Here is a 13,800-nt window from a genome sequence, read left to right as displayed (position 1 = left end):
GGGCTCCCACGATGCGAACCTCCACTGTTGCCCGTCTCTCGCGGACGGGCCTGTCTCTTTCCATTTCCACCTTGCTGATGTCCGGCGCCGCACTGGCGCAGTCGACTACCAGCGATGCTGCCGGCGGCAGCAGTTCCAGTGCTGCTGCCATCGCGCCCAAGCAACTCGACCAGGTCGTGGTGCGCGGCGAATACATTCCCGAGCCGATGCTGCAGACCTCCGAAGTGGCCTCGTTCGTCACCCGCGAGGACATGGAGCGCACCGGCGACAGCAGCGCCGCGGTGGCGCTGACGCGTGTGACCGGCCTGAGCCTGTCGCGCGGCAAGTATGTGTATGTGCGTGGCCTGGGCGAGCGTTATTCGTCCGCGTTGTTCAATGGCTCGCCGTTGCCCAGCCCCGAGCCGATGCAGCGCGTGGTTCCGCTGGATCTGTTTCCCAGCGACGTGCTGCAAAGCGTGACCGTGCAAAAAACCTATTCGGCCGATTATCCCGGCGAATTCGGCGGCGGCGTGATCGATCTGCAATCGATGACCGTGCCGGACAAACCGTTCCTCTCGCTCACCGTAGGCGGCGGCGCCAACAGCGTCAGCACCGGCGAGAAGGGCCTGACCTATTACGGCTCCGGCGATGACGAGTGGGGCTTTGATGACGGCACGCGCAAGCAGCCGGGCGCATTGCGCGATGCCATCGCCAGCGGGCGCCGCGTGGATCTGGGCAATTTCTCGCGCGATGACATCCGCCGCATCGGGCGCAGCATGAACAATGCCAACCTGTATGTGCTGCAGGAAAAGGACAGCCTCGACCCGGACGTCAATGTGGGCGCCAGCGCCGGCTACAGCATGGATATCGGCGAAGCCAAGCTGGGCATCCTGGCGGTGGCCAGCTACGACAACGAATGGCGTACCCGCACCGGCAAGCAGCAGGACGGCATCTTCGTCGGCGATAGCGTGGAGTTCAATTCCAACTACGATTTCGCCACCACCCGCAACAACGTGCGCACCAACGGCATGCTCGGCCTGGGCTGGGAATATGGCCGCCACACCATCGGCTGGACCACCCTGTATGTGCACGATGCACTGAAGGTGGCGCGCAGCCGTGCCGGCCGCGATGAGCTGGCCGGTTTCGATGTGCGCGATGACAACACCGAGTGGTACGAACGCCAGCTGATCAACAACCAGCTGCTGGGCTCGCATGCGTTTGGCGAATACGACGACCTCAAGGTCGAATGGCGTGCCGCGGTGGCCAACGCCAGCCGCGATGTGCCCTACGAGACCGGCATTCGTTATGAACTGCTGGATGGTTACTGGGCGCACGATGCCTCGCGCGTGCAGAACTACACCCGCTTCAGCAAGGTCGACGACAAAGTCGCCAGCGGCGGCGTGGATGTGACCTGGCGCCTGCCGATCGAGCACGACATCACCGTCAAGGGCGGTCTTGCGTATCTGGACAACGACCGCACCGCGTGGAGCCGCGAGTTCCGCTTCCTGGCGCTGGATGGCCCGTTGCCGTTCCTGAATCAGTATCAGCGCGTGGATTACCTGATCTCCGACTACAACCTCAGCAACGATCTGCTGCGGCTGCGCGAGACCACCGGCAGCTTCGGTGCGGCGGCCTACGACGCAACCTTGAAGGTCAAGGCGGCGTACCTGCAAGCCGAAGGCGAGATCGTGCCGACCCTGCGTGCCACGTTGGGCGTGCGTTACGAAGACGCCACGCAAGCGGTGCATCCGTACGACATCTTCAGCGGCACGCGCCAGGACAGCGTGGCGCCGCTGGAGAACAGCTACGCGCTGCCGTCGGCCACGGTGACCTGGAACTTCGCCGACAACCAGCAGTTGCGCTTTGGTGCGTCCAAGACCATCGCGCGGCCGCAGTTCCGCGAAATGGCGCCGCAGCAGTATCTGGACCCGGATATCGACCGCCAGTTCTTCGGCAACCCGTTCCTGGTCGACAGCGAGCTGGTCAATCTGGATGCACGCTACGAATGGTTCTTCGAGCCGGGCCAGTACGTCACCGTCGGTGCGTTCTACAAGGACATCGACAAGCCAATCGAAGCCATCGTCAACGACGCGCCCGGTGGCGGCATCGTGCAGAGCTTCATCAACGCCCCCAAGGCCACGTTGTACGGCATCGAGCTGGAAGCCAAGAAGTATCTGGACCTGCCGATCGCTGCCGACTGGTGGGGCGACAAGCGCCTGTTCGTGTCCGGCAACTACACGCGCACCACCTCCGAGGTGAGTGCCAGCGCCGGCGACACCGTGCAGCCGTTCGGTTTCAGCGCGCCGGTGCAGGCCACGCTGTTCATTCGCGATGGCTCCGCACTGCAGGGGCAGTCGGACGACATCGCCAACCTGCAGATCGGCGTGGAGAGCGAGAGCACCAACAGCCAGGCCACCCTGATCGCCAACTACGTGGGCGAGCGGGTGTCGGCGCGCGGCCGCCCCGGCCAGCCGGACTACATCGACAAGCCGGGCACTTCGCTGGATCTGGTGATCAAGAAAGGCCTGGTCTGGTCGGGCGATACGCTGTCGGTGAACTTTGCCGCACGCAATCTGCTCAAGACCAAGTACCAGGAATACCAGAAGGTGGGCAGCAACCGGGTGGACCTGTACACCTACCAGCCCGGCATCAGCTATGACATCAGTGTGACAGCGCGCTTCTGATCCGCAGCGCGCGGGAAGCGCCGCAAACGCCCGCTGTGCCTGGCACGGCGGGCGTTTGCGTTTCACCGTACATCGGTATGTGTCGGCCTGTGTCATCAGTTTCTTCTAACTGACACATTGCTGCCGCATTCTGTCATCCGTTCGCAATCCTCAAGACGGATGTCTGCTTTGCAGCGCGTGTTGCCCTCGTTGAATACCGTCATGTCGCTGCGCGGTGCGCGCACGGCCGTGGTCTGTGTGCTGGCCGTGGTGTTGGCGGTGCAGGCGCTGCGCCTGGTGTGGCTGGTGGTGACGCCGATCGGCCCGTTGGGCACGCACTCGCCTGCCATCGAGGCGACATCGGATCTGTCTGCGCTTGGCCGCGATGTGTTCTATCGCACTGTCAGCGACGTCAACAGCGAGGGCGTCGTGCTGCATGGCGTGCGTGCGGGCGGCACGCAAGCGGCGGTCTATCTCAGTGACGGCGAGGGCAGGCAGGGCGCCTACCGTGTGGGCGATGCGGTGCTGCCCGGTGTGGTGGTGCAGGCGATCGCTGCCGACCATGTGCTGCTGCGCACCGGCAGTGGCGTGCGCCGCCTGGCGTTGATCGATGCCGCACCGCAGGTGCCCGCCTCCACAGCACCGGTAGCGGGCACGACAACGGCAGGCACCGCCGCTGCGGTGATGTCGAACGTGGGTAACGCGACCAATGCCGCCTCTGCCGCTGGCGTGGACCCGCAGCAGCTGCTGAGCACCGCCGGGCTGCGCGCAAGCGAGGACGGCAGCGGCTTCACGATCATGCCGCGTGGTGATGGCGCGCTGCTGCGCCAGGCCGGCCTGGCGGCCGGCGATGTGCTGACCCAGATCAACGGCCGCACCCTCGATGCCGAACACCTGCGCGAGTTGCAGGACGAACTGCGCGGTGGCCAGGCGGCCACGCTGACCTATCGCCGCAATGGCCAGACCCACACCATGACCTTGAAGCGCCCGCAATGACTGCCGTTCGTCCTCTCTGGCTGATCTCGGCCACGTTGTTGTTTGCACTCCCTGTCATGCCGGCAGTCTCGCTGCGCGCGGCCGATGCCCCGGCGGTGCGCCTGCAGGATGTGGATCTGCGTGCCTTCATCCAGGATGTCTCGCGCGCCACCGGCATCACCTTCATCGTGGACACGCGCGTGCAGGGCACGGTGAACGTGGCGCGCGCGCAGGCGATGAGCGAAGCCGATCTGCTCGGCATGTTGCTGGCGGTGTTGCGCGCCAATGGCCTGATTGCGGTGTCCAGCGGCCCGTCGACGTATCGCATCATTCCCGACGACACCGCCGCGCAGCAGCCGGGCAGCGCGGCCAGTGGCAACCTGGGGTTTGCCACCCAGGTGTTCACCCTGCAGCGCGTGGATGCGCGCAGCGCCGCGGAAATCCTCAAGCCGCTGGTCGGGCGCGGTGGGGTGATCATGGCGATGCCGCAAGGCAATAGCCTGCTGATCGCCGACTACGCCGACAACTTGCGGCGCATTCGCGGGTTGGTGGCGCAGATCGATACCGACCGCGCGGCGATCGACACGGTGACCTTGCGCAATAGTTCCGCGCAGGAATTGGCGCGCACCTTGACCTCGTTGTTCGGCCAGGGCGGCGAGCGCAGCGCGGTGCTGTCGGTGTTGCCGGTGGAGAGCAGCAATTCGCTGATCGTGCGCGGCGACCCGGCATTGGTGCAGCGGGTGGTGCGCACCGCGGTGGATCTGGATGGGCGCGCCGAGCGCCGCGGCGATGTCAGCGTGGTACGGCTGCAGCACGCCAGTGCCGAACAGCTGTTGCCGGTGCTGCAGCAGCTGGTTGGGCAGACGCCCGGCAACGAGGCGCAGCCCGGGCAGGACACGCGTTCGACTGCGGTGGATGTGGCAGCGGTGAGCGGCGCTGCGCAGACGCAAGTGATTGCACCGGCGGCAGGCAAGCGCCCGGTGATCGTGCGCTACCCCGGCTCCAACGCCCTGATCATCAATGCCGACCCGGAGACGCAGCGCGCACTGATGGATGTGATCCGCCAGCTGGACGTGCATCGCGAGCAGGTACTGGTGGAAGCGATCGTGGTGGAGATTTCCGACACCGCCGCAAAGCGCCTGGGCGTGCAGCTCTTGCTGGCGGGCCGCAACGGCACCGTGCCGTTGATCGCCACGCAGTACAGCGGTGCCTCGCCGGGCATCGTGCCGCTGGCCGCAGCGGCGGCCGGTACGCGCAGCGGCAACGACGACGACGATTCGGTGCTGGAACAGGCGCGCAATGTGGCCGCGCAATCCCTGCTGGGTTTGAGCGGCGGACTGATCGGCCTGGCCGGACAAAGCAACGATGCGGTGTTCGGCATGATCATCGATGCGGTCAAGAGCGACACCGGCTCCAACCTGTTGTCCACGCCCTCGATCATGACACTGGACAACGAACAGGCGCGCATCCTGGTAGGCCAGGAAGTGCCGATCACCACCGGTGAGGTGCTGGGTGCGGCCAACGACAATCCCTTCCGTACCATCCAGCGCCAGGACGTGGGGGTGGAGCTGGAAGTGCGCCCGCAGATCAACACCGCCGGCGGCATCACGCTGGCGATCAAGCAGGAAGTCTCGGCCATCGCCGGGCCGGTCAGCGCGCAGTCGTCCGAGCTGGTGTTCAACAAGCGCCAGATCGAAACGCGTGTGGTGGTGGAGAACGGCGCCATCGTCGCACTCGGCGGCCTGCTCGACCAGAACGATCGCCAGACCGTGGAGAAAGTGCCGTTGCTGGGCGACGTACCGGGCCTGGGCGCGTTGTTTCGGCACAAGTCGCGCAATCGCGACAAGACCAATCTGATGGTGTTCATTCGCCCCACCATCATCCGTGATGCGGCCGATGCGCAGCGCATGACCGCACCGCGCTACAACTACCTGCGCGATCGGCAGCTGGCCGATGGCGACCCGGAGGCCGCGCTCGATGCGCTGGTGCGCGACTACCTGCGCGCGCAGCCGCCGCAGCTGCCGGCGACCCCGTCCGTGCGCCCGGCGCCAGCCGTCACCCCCGCACCCACCAGCCGTCCCATGCAGCGTTGATGCCATGACCACCGCACGCGCCGCCATTTCCTATGCCTTCGCCAAACGCCATGGTGTGGTGCTGCTTGGCGCACAGGACACTGCGCAGATCGGCCTGCGCGAAGGCGGCGATGTGCAGGCCTTGATCGAGTTGCGCCGGGCGCTGGGCATGCCATTGCAGGTGCGCACGCTGGCACCGGCGGTATTCGACCGGCACGTGTCGGAGATCTACGCCGACGCCGGGCTGGAGCAGGGCGTGCAGGTCGAGGCATTGGACCTGCACGGCAGCCTGGATTCGTTGATCGACGATATCCCCACCGCCGATCTGCTCGACAGCCAGGACGATGCGCCGATCATTCGCCTGATCAACGGCATCATCGCCGAGGCCGCGCGCCTGGGCGCGTCCGACGTGCATCTGGAATCCTACGAATCGCGCCTGCGCGTTCGCCTGCGCGTGGATGGTGTGATGCGCGAGGCGGCCACCTTGCCCGGCCGTATCGCGCCCTTGCTGGTGTCGCGGGTCAAGGTGATGGCACGGCTGGACATCGCCGAAAAACGCATTCCGCAGGACGGCCGCGTGTCATTGGTGATGGGTGCCAAGGCCCTGGACGTGCGCGTGTCCACCCTGCCTACGCGCGGCAGCGAGCGGGTGGTGTTGCGTATCCTGGACAAGGAGCAGGGCACCTTGTCGCTGGCGCAGCTGGGCATGCCGCCGGCGGTGATGCATACCGTGCAGCGCGCCTTGCAGGTGCCCAACGGCATCGTGCTGGTCACCGGCCCCACCGGCTCGGGCAAGACCACCACGCTGTATGCAGCGCTGAGCCTGCTCAACGATGGCTCGCGCAACATCCTCACCGTCGAAGACCCGGTGGAATACGCCATCGACGGCGTCGGCCAGACCCAGGTCAACGCACGCGTCGGCATGACCTTCGCCGCCGGACTGCGCGCCATCCTGCGCCAGGACCCGGACGTGGTGATGATCGGCGAAATCCGCGACACCGAGACCGCGCAGATCGCGGTGCAGGCCAGCCTCACCGGCCACCTGGTGCTCTCCACCGTGCACACCAACGATGCGGTCGGCGCGGTCACGCGCCTGCGCGACATGGGCATCGAGCCATTCTTGCTCGCGTCCAGCCTGCGGCTGATCCTGGCGCAGCGGCTGGTACGGCGGCTGTGCATGGAGTGCCGCACGCCGCGCCCCCTGGACGCCGCCACGCGCGAGCTGATGGGGTGCGACCACAGTGCCAGCGTGTATGCGGCGGCGGGCTGCAGCGCCTGCCATCACAGCGGCTACGCCGGACGCGTGGGCATCTACGAAGCCATTGCGGTGGACGATGCAATGCGCCGGCTGATCGGCGACAACGCCGATGAAGACGCATTGGCGGCGGTGGCCTTCGCGCGTGCGCCGCGCCTGGGTGAGGCCGCGCGCGCCGCGGTGCTGCAAGGCCTCACCACGCTGGAAGAAGCCTTGCGCGTCACCCGCCAGCAGGACGAAGCGCATGCCGCGGTTTGATTACACCGTCCTCGACCTGCAAGGGCGCAGCCGCCAGGGCGTGATCAGCGCCGACAGCGTGCAGGGCGCACGGGCGCAGCTGGAACAGCGCCAGTGGGTGCCGGTGCGCGTTGATGCTGCAGCCGCCACGACGTCGACCGCCGTGCGCGCAGCGCGCTTCAGCGGCAAGGATCTGGTGCTGTTCACCCGCCAGCTCGCCACGCTGGTGGAAACCGCGCCGCTGGAGGAAGCCTTGCGCACCATCGGCACCCAGTCCGAGCGCCGCGGCGTGCGCCGGGTCACCGGCCAGACCCATGCGCTGGTGGTGGAAGGATTTCGCCTGTCCGATGCGATGGCGCGCCAGGGCAATGCGTTCCCGCCGCTGTATCGCGCCATGGTGGCCGCCGGCGAAAGCGCGGGCGCCCTGCCGCAGGTGCTGGAGCGGCTGGCCGATCTGCTCGAACGCCAGGCGCAGGTGCGCAGCAAGCTGCAGTCTGCGCTGGTCTACCCGGCGGCGCTGGCCCTGACCGCCGGGGCGGTGGTCATCGTGCTGATGACCTTCGTGGTGCCCAAGGTGGTGGATCAGTTCGATTCGATGGGGCGCGCCTTGCCCTGGCTGACGCGCGCGGTGATCTCGGTGTCGAACTTCCTGCTGCATGCCGGTATTCCGCTCCTGGTTGCGCTGGTGATTGCCACAATCGCTGCACTGCGGCTGCTCAGACGACCGGCACTGCGGCTGGCAGCAGATCGCGCCATCCTGCGCGCGCCCTTGCTGGGGCGCCTGATCCGCGACCTGCATGCCGCGCGCATGGCACGCACGCTGGCGATCATGGTCAACAGCGGTCTGCCGTTGATGGAAGGGCTGATGATCGCCGCACGCACCGTGGACAACCGCGCCCTGCGGCTGGCCACCGACAGCATGGTCAGCGCCATCCGCGAAGGCGGCAGCCTGGCCGCGGCGATGAAGCGCGCGGGCGTATTCCCGCCCACGTTGCTGTACATGGCCTCCAGCGGCGAGAACAGCGGGCGGCTGGCGCCGATGCTAGAGCGCGCCGCCGATTACCTGGAACGCGAATTCGAATCCTTTACCACTGCGGCAATGAGCCTGCTGGAGCCGGCCATCATCGTGCTGCTCGGTGGCGTGGTGGCGGTGATCGTGCTGTCGATCCTGTTGCCCATCCTGCAATTCAACACCCTGGCGCTTGGTTGAGCGCAGCCGTCCTTTCGGAGATCCACATGCAGTCCATCCAGTCTCTTGCATCTGCCGGCGCGCGTCCGCTGCGTGGTCGCGCGCGCGGCTTCACCCTGGTCGAGTTGATGGTGGTCATCGTCATCATCGGCCTGCTCGCCACCGTGGTGATGATCAACGTGATGCCCAGCCAGGACCGCGCCATGGTCGAGAAGGCGCGCGCCGATGTCGCGGTGCTGGAGCAGGCGCTGGAAACCTATCGCCTGGACAACCTCACCTATCCCACCACCGAACAGGGCCTGCAGGCCCTGCTCACCGCGCCGAGTGGTCTGGCCCGGCCGGAGCGCTACCGGCAAGGCGGCTATATCCGCCGCCTGCCGGAAGACCCGTGGGGGCATGCGTACCAGTATCGCCGCCCGGGTCGCACTGGCGGCTTCGATGTGTATTCCTTCGGTGCCGATGGGGCCGAAGGCGGCGATGCCGACAACGCCGACATCGGCAACTGGCGCTGAGACACGCGTGCCGATCGCTCCCGTCATCGTGCCGCGATACGCACTACGCCACGGGCGTGCGGGCACGCGTGGTTTCACCTTGCTGGAGGTGTTGGCCGTGCTGGTCATCACCGCGCTGGCCAGCACGCTGGTGGTGATGACGCTGCCCGACACCCGGCGCGATCTGCACGACCAGGCCGATGGATTGGCCAGCGTGCTGATCAACGCGCGCGACGACGCCATCCTGAGCCTGCGCATGGTCGAGGTCATCGTCGATACCGGCGGCTACACCTTCCGTCGTCAGGTGCGGCAGCAGTGGGTGGCGCTGGACGAAAAGCCGTTCGTCGCTACACGCTGGCCAGCCGGTGTGCAGGCGCAACTACCAGCCGGTGCCACACAGCTGAGCGTGCGCTTCGACCCCACCGGGGCGGCCACGCCGCAACGCATCGCCCTGGTCGACGGGCAGCAACAGCTACAGGTGCTGGTCGATGCCGCCGGCGGAGTACGGGTCGATGCGCCGCATCGGTAAGCGCCAGGCCTCGGCCGGCTTTTCGCTGCTGGAATTGATGGTCGCGCTGGCCATCTTCGGCATGGCAGTGGTCGGGCTATTGAATCTGTCCGGCGAAAGCACGCGCACGGCGATGGTGCTGGAAGAACGCGCAATGGCGGCCGTGGTGGCGGAAAACCAGGCGATCGAGGCACTGCTCGTACCCACCGCCGCTGCGCTGGCGCCTGCGCGTGGGAAGGAGCTGCTGGGTGGCCGCGGCTGGGACTGGCAGCGCCAGGCCGTGCCAGCCAGCGCCGGCATGGTGCGTGTCGAGGTGCAGGTGCGTGCCGCAGGCCAGACGCAGGAAATCGCCAGCCTGAGCGCGTTGCGGAGCGTGCAATGAGCCGCCCACCTCGCGCGGCCGGCTTCACCCTGATCGAGCTGCTGGTGGCGCTGGCGGTCTTCGCGCTGGTGGCAGCTGCGGCGGTGGTGGTGATGCGCCAGAGCATCGATCAACGCGATGCGGTCCGCCAACGGTTGCAGCAGGTGCGCGATTTCCAGCTGGCCCATGGCCTGCTGCGCAGCGATCTGCAACAGGCCGCGGTGCGGCGCACGCGCAATGGCGATGGCAGCGCTGCGCGCACGGCCTTCATCGCCAGTGCGCCGGGAACGCAGGGGCCGCTGTTCGGCTTCGTGCGGCGCGGCTGGAGCAATCCGGATCGGTTGGCACGTGCCTCGCTGCAGTACGTGGAGTACCGCGTGGTCGAAGGACGCCTGGAGCGCAGTGCGCGCCCGGCACTGGATGGTGCGGCGGCCGCCACGCCGCAGGTGCTGCTGCGTGGCGTGCGCTCGGCGGTGGTGGCGTTTCATTACCGTGCGCAATGGAGCGATGGCTGGAGCGGCGGGCTGGAAGCACTGCCGGATGCGATCTCGCTGGAGCTGGACCTGGAGCAATGGGGACGCGTGCGGCAAGTGTTCCTGCTGCCGGAGGGACGCGCATGAGGGCGTTGCCTGCACCTGCGCGACAAGGTGGCGTCGCCTTGTTGACGGTGTTGTTGCTGGTGGCGGTGATGACCCTGCTGATGGTCGCGGTGCTGGACGATCTGCGCTTTGGCCTGCGCCGTAGCGGGAATGGCGAGGCGATGACGCAGGCGCAGTGGTATGCGCTGGGGAGCGAGACCCTCGCGCGGCAACGCCTGCAGGCCCTGGCCAGGCGCGACCCGCTGCGCACCACGCTGGATGGCGGCTGGAACGACCAGCCGGTCACCTTCCCGCTGGACGATGGCATGGTGCGCGTACGGCTGCGCGACCGTGGCAGCTGCTTCAACCTCAATAGCGTGGTGGCCGGCGCGCCCGAGCAATGGCAGCGCAGCGACGACGGTGCGCGCCAATACCAGGCCCTGCTGGAGGCATTGGGCATCACGCCGCCACAGGCGCAGGCGCTGACCGATGCGCTGGTGGACTGGATCGACAGCGACAGCCAACCCGGCGCGCATGGCGCGGAAGACGAGCAGTATCTGCAATCGGCAGTGCCGCTGCGGACCGGTGCGACCTTGCTGGCCGGTGTCAGCGAGCTGGGCGCCATCGCCGGCTACACCCCCGCACGCATCACGCTGCTGCAGCCCTATCTGTGTGCGCTACCGGAAGGGCGGCTGTCGCCGGTCAACATCAACACGCTGCGCCTGCAGGATGCGCCGGTGCTGGTGGCGCTGACCGAAGGCCGGCTGGAACTGGCGGCCGCACGCCGGGTGATCGCCGCACGCCCGGCCGGCGGATGGCGCGATCCGGCGGTGTTCTTCAACACGCCCGCCCTGCTGCACGTCGCACCGTCGAACGCAGTGCTGCAGCAGGTGCAGTTGCGCACCACGTATTTTTCCCTCGTCAGCGACGTCGAACATGCCGGTGCGCAGGTCATGCTCGAAGCCTTGCTGCAGCAAGACCCGGCCGGCCGCGTGCGGCTGGTGGCACGTCAATGGAGCCCCGACGCATGATGACCACGCTGGTGCTGCTGCCGGCCGACACGGCAACGCCGCCAACCGCCGTGCATGTGAATGCGCACGGGCAGGTGGTATGGCAAGGCGAATGCAGCGCACGGCCCGCGCCGTCTGGACGCAGCGTGCTGGTGGTGCCCGGCGCCGATGTGCAGCTGCGCTGGATGGCCTTGCCCGGGCGCAGCATGGCGCAATCGGTGGCCGCCGCGCGCCTGCAATTGGCCGAGCACCTGGCAGTGGACGTGCAGGCCCTGCACGTGGCGATTGCCACGCAGCCGGAGGCCGACGGCATGCAGCTGGTCGCGGCGGTGGACACGGCGGTGATGCAGCATTGGCTGGAGCGCGCTGCAGACGTGGGGATCGTTCCCGATGCGGTGGTGCCGGAGTGTTTGCTGCTGGCCGTGCCGGCCACCGAACAGGCGCCGACACTGCTGCAGTGGGACGGGCGCTGGTTGCTGCGTGCGCCGCGTCTGGCCTTCAGCCTGGAGCCGCCGCTTGCACAGGCGCTGATTGCCTCGCTTGCCGCCGCGCCGGTGCTGCCGCCGGATCCGGATCCGCAGCAGACCATCGTGCAGTTCGCGCGGCATGCCGCCATCGCGCCGATCAATCTGCGCCAGCAACGCTTTGCGGTGGTCACCCGCCAGCGTGCCGACATGCGCACGCGCACGCTGACACTGTTGGTTGCGCTGTTGTTGCTGTCGCCGGTGCTGCTGGTGCTTGCGCAGACCCTGCGCTACGAGGTCGGTGCGCAGCTGCTGCAGCGGCGTACTGCCGCGCTGCTCGGCAGTGGTGAACTCCAGCGGCCATCCGATGCGGCGGCAGCGCAGGCCAGCGCAGCAACGCCGGACGTATTCGCCTCACGCTTGGCAACCGTGTTTTCGGCAGTGGAGTCGGTGCCGGGAGTGGAGCTGGATGCGCTGGCGTACCGGCACACCGGTGCGCTACGCATCGCCGTGCTGTATGCCGATGCGGCGCAGCTGCAAAGTGTCAGCTCCCGCTTGCATGCTGCCGGCTGGCAGCTGCAACCATCGCCGAGCGAATCCCTGGACGGGCGCCTGCGCACCACCTTGCAGCTGGAGCCACCACGATGAACCATCGCATGCAGGCCTGGTGGCAGGCGCGTGCGCCGCGTGAGCGCGGCATGCTGGCGATCATGCTGCTGGCCGTGGCGGCCTTCGTGGGGTGGTACGCGCTGTTGGTGCCACTGCGGCATTGGAAGGACCGAGCCCAGTCCCGTTATGACCATGCCGCCGAAGCGCTGCTCGCTGCGCGCGCTTCACAACGCGCCGCTACAGTGACGGCAGTCCCCCTTGAGCGCATTTTGCGCAGCGCCCGCGAGGCCACCATCGCCATCACCCATCACCGCGTCAGCCCCACCGGGACGCTGGACCTGCAGATCGATCGCGTGAGCAGTGCCAGCCTGTTTGCGTGGCTGGAACAGCTGCGACAGCGCGACCGTCTGGCACCGACGCAGCTCGATATCGCTCGCCGCGACGGCCAGCTGCAGGCGCACATCACCTTGCAGGGCATCGCGCCATGAGGGCACTGCGCTGGGCGCTGCTGGGCATGCTGTTGCTTGCCACGGGTGTGATCGCCACCTTGCCGCTGCGCCTGCTGTTGCCTGCCGAGCGCCTGCCATTTTCCGCGCTGGAAGCGCAGGGTTCGATCTGGAACGGCACCTTGCGCGAAGTGCGCTGGAATAGCCTTTTGCTCGGCGATGTCGGCGTGCGCCTGCGTGCGCTGCCGCTGTTGCGTGGCGAACGCCAGGTGCAGCTGCGATCGGCCACCGTGCACGCGGTTGCACTGCAGGGCGCACGGCAGGGCGTGGAGCAGGCCAATGGCCGGCTGTTGCTACGCAAGCCCGGCGGGGTGCGCTTGATGGATCTGTCGATCGATCTGCGTGATGTCCGCGCGGTCTTCGACACCACTCGCTGCATCCAGGCCGGCGGCGATGTCGCCATGCAGATCGTGCCCAGCGAACGCGGTGAGGCCGCCGGGTTGCTGCCACTGCGCCTGCGTGGCAGCCCGCGTTGCGTGGACGATGCCGTGGTGCTGGCACTCACCCCCGATGGCGGTCTGCCGGATGGCGTGCAGTTGAATGCCGAACTGCGCCTGCAACGCGACGGCCGCTGGCGGTGGCGCACCCAGGTCGAGCCAGGCCCCGACACCGCCCTGCAGCTGGGCCTGCAATTGCTCGGCTTTACGCAGACGCCGGAGCGCTGGCTGGTGCGGCGCGACGAAGGGCAGCTGTAGATCTGCCTGCAGGGCCGATGGGCCACCGGTGCAGTGTGAGGGACAGCGATACGTGCCTGGCGTAGCGCGCGGTCCGGCAGGGTCTCCCCGTCATTGTGCTGCCGACAGCGCGATGCAATCGGTCTGAATCCTGGTTCCGCCCGCCATTGTCGCTGTCGTGGCCGAGCGCCTCGCCCGGCCTTGCCGCCGTGGCATCGGGCAGACCAAT

General features: G+C 67.6%; 13 protein-coding genes. All 13 read left to right on the top strand.

Features of this window, described 5'->3' with window-relative positions; all coding sequences use genetic code 11:
- The first annotated feature begins 11 nt into the window (after positions 1–11).
- The 13 genes from A7D17_RS21430 to gspN all read left to right on the top strand — a co-directional run bounded on the left by A7D17_RS21430 (position 12) and on the right by gspN (position 13,592).
- On the top strand, positions 12–2,663 hold the full coding sequence (locus A7D17_RS21430; protein WP_064510960.1) for a TonB-dependent receptor domain-containing protein: 2,652 nt from the start codon (positions 12–14) through the stop codon (positions 2,661–2,663).
- A gap of 159 nt (positions 2,664–2,822) precedes the next feature.
- Positions 2,823–3,638, top strand: coding sequence for a PDZ domain-containing protein (locus A7D17_RS21425; RefSeq protein ID WP_064510959.1), 816 nt, complete (start codon positions 2,823–2,825; stop codon positions 3,636–3,638).
- A complete protein-coding gene (gene gspD, locus A7D17_RS21420; RefSeq protein ID WP_064510958.1) occupies positions 3,635–5,710 on the top strand; it encodes a type II secretion system secretin GspD in 2,076 nt (691 codons plus the stop codon). Before A7D17_RS21425 ends, gspD begins: the two co-directional genes overlap by 4 nt.
- A 4-nt stretch (positions 5,711–5,714) precedes the next feature.
- Positions 5,715–7,202, top strand: coding sequence for a type II secretion system ATPase GspE (gene gspE / locus A7D17_RS21415; protein ID WP_064510957.1), 1,488 nt, complete (start codon positions 5,715–5,717; stop codon positions 7,200–7,202).
- Positions 7,189–8,391 (top strand): type II secretion system inner membrane protein GspF, encoded by a 1,203-nt coding sequence (gene gspF / locus A7D17_RS21410; protein ID WP_064510956.1) that lies wholly within the window; start codon positions 7,189–7,191, stop codon positions 8,389–8,391. Before gspE ends, gspF begins: the two co-directional genes overlap by 14 nt.
- A gap of 26 nt (positions 8,392–8,417) precedes the next feature.
- Positions 8,418–8,882, top strand: coding sequence for a type II secretion system major pseudopilin GspG (gene gspG, locus A7D17_RS21405; protein WP_064510955.1), 465 nt, complete (start codon positions 8,418–8,420; stop codon positions 8,880–8,882).
- Between the two features lie 13 nt (positions 8,883–8,895).
- Positions 8,896–9,390 (top strand): GspH/FimT family pseudopilin, encoded by a 495-nt coding sequence (locus A7D17_RS21400; RefSeq protein WP_239692266.1) that lies wholly within the window; start codon positions 8,896–8,898, stop codon positions 9,388–9,390.
- Entirely contained in the window at positions 9,374–9,751 is a 378-nt protein-coding gene (gene gspI, locus A7D17_RS21395) for a type II secretion system minor pseudopilin GspI (protein ID WP_064510954.1), read from the top strand. Before A7D17_RS21400 ends, gspI begins: the two co-directional genes overlap by 17 nt.
- Positions 9,748–10,350 carry a type II secretion system minor pseudopilin GspJ gene (gene gspJ, locus A7D17_RS21390; protein ID WP_064510953.1) on the top strand — a complete coding sequence of 201 codons (603 nt, stop codon included), beginning with the start codon at positions 9,748–9,750 and terminating at the stop codon, positions 10,348–10,350. The genes gspI and gspJ overlap by 4 nt, the downstream gene beginning before the upstream one ends.
- Positions 10,347–11,339, top strand: coding sequence for a type II secretion system minor pseudopilin GspK (gspK, locus tag A7D17_RS21385; RefSeq protein WP_064510952.1), 993 nt, complete (start codon positions 10,347–10,349; stop codon positions 11,337–11,339). Before gspJ ends, gspK begins: the two co-directional genes overlap by 4 nt.
- Positions 11,336–12,430, top strand: a complete 1,095-nt coding sequence (gene gspL, locus A7D17_RS21380) for a type II secretion system protein GspL (protein ID WP_064510951.1) — start codon at positions 11,336–11,338, stop codon at positions 12,428–12,430. The genes gspK and gspL overlap by 4 nt, the downstream gene beginning before the upstream one ends.
- Positions 12,427–12,879 (top strand): type II secretion system protein GspM, encoded by a 453-nt coding sequence (gspM, locus tag A7D17_RS21375; protein WP_064510950.1) that lies wholly within the window; start codon positions 12,427–12,429, stop codon positions 12,877–12,879. The genes gspL and gspM overlap by 4 nt, the downstream gene beginning before the upstream one ends.
- On the top strand, positions 12,876–13,592 hold the full coding sequence (gspN, locus tag A7D17_RS21370; protein ID WP_064510949.1) for a type II secretion system protein N: 717 nt from the start codon (positions 12,876–12,878) through the stop codon (positions 13,590–13,592). Before gspM ends, gspN begins: the two co-directional genes overlap by 4 nt.
- The last annotated feature ends 208 nt before the right edge of the window (positions 13,593–13,800 follow it).

Origin of the sequence: Xanthomonas floridensis, assembly GCF_001642575.1 — a bacterium.
Lineage (GTDB): Bacteria > Pseudomonadota > Gammaproteobacteria > Xanthomonadales > Xanthomonadaceae > Xanthomonas > Xanthomonas floridensis.
Note: the sequence above shows the minus strand (reverse complement) of the source record. Positions and strands in the feature narration are given on the sequence as shown.

Excerpts from the sequence above, each read along its gene's own strand:
- A7D17_RS21430 (WP_064510960.1), top strand. The coding sequence starts at position 12 with ATGCGAACCTCCACTGTTGCCCGTCTCTCGCGGACGGGCCTGTCTCTT.
- A7D17_RS21425 (WP_064510959.1), top strand. The coding sequence starts at position 2,823 with ATGTCTGCTTTGCAGCGCGTGTTGCCCTCGTTGAATACCGTCATGTCG.
- gspD (WP_064510958.1), top strand. The coding sequence starts at position 3,635 with ATGACTGCCGTTCGTCCTCTCTGGCTGATCTCGGCCACGTTGTTGTTT.
- gspE (WP_064510957.1), top strand. The coding sequence starts at position 5,715 with ATGACCACCGCACGCGCCGCCATTTCCTATGCCTTCGCCAAACGCCAT.
- gspF (WP_064510956.1), top strand. The coding sequence starts at position 7,189 with ATGCCGCGGTTTGATTACACCGTCCTCGACCTGCAAGGGCGCAGCCGC.
- gspG (WP_064510955.1), top strand. The coding sequence starts at position 8,418 with ATGCAGTCCATCCAGTCTCTTGCATCTGCCGGCGCGCGTCCGCTGCGT.
- gspI (WP_064510954.1), top strand. The coding sequence starts at position 9,374 with ATGCGCCGCATCGGTAAGCGCCAGGCCTCGGCCGGCTTTTCGCTGCTG.
- gspJ (WP_064510953.1), top strand. The coding sequence starts at position 9,748 with ATGAGCCGCCCACCTCGCGCGGCCGGCTTCACCCTGATCGAGCTGCTG.
- gspK (WP_064510952.1), top strand. The coding sequence starts at position 10,347 with ATGAGGGCGTTGCCTGCACCTGCGCGACAAGGTGGCGTCGCCTTGTTG.
- gspL (WP_064510951.1), top strand. The coding sequence starts at position 11,336 with ATGATGACCACGCTGGTGCTGCTGCCGGCCGACACGGCAACGCCGCCA.
- gspM (WP_064510950.1), top strand. The coding sequence starts at position 12,427 with ATGAACCATCGCATGCAGGCCTGGTGGCAGGCGCGTGCGCCGCGTGAG.
- gspN (WP_064510949.1), top strand. The coding sequence starts at position 12,876 with ATGAGGGCACTGCGCTGGGCGCTGCTGGGCATGCTGTTGCTTGCCACG.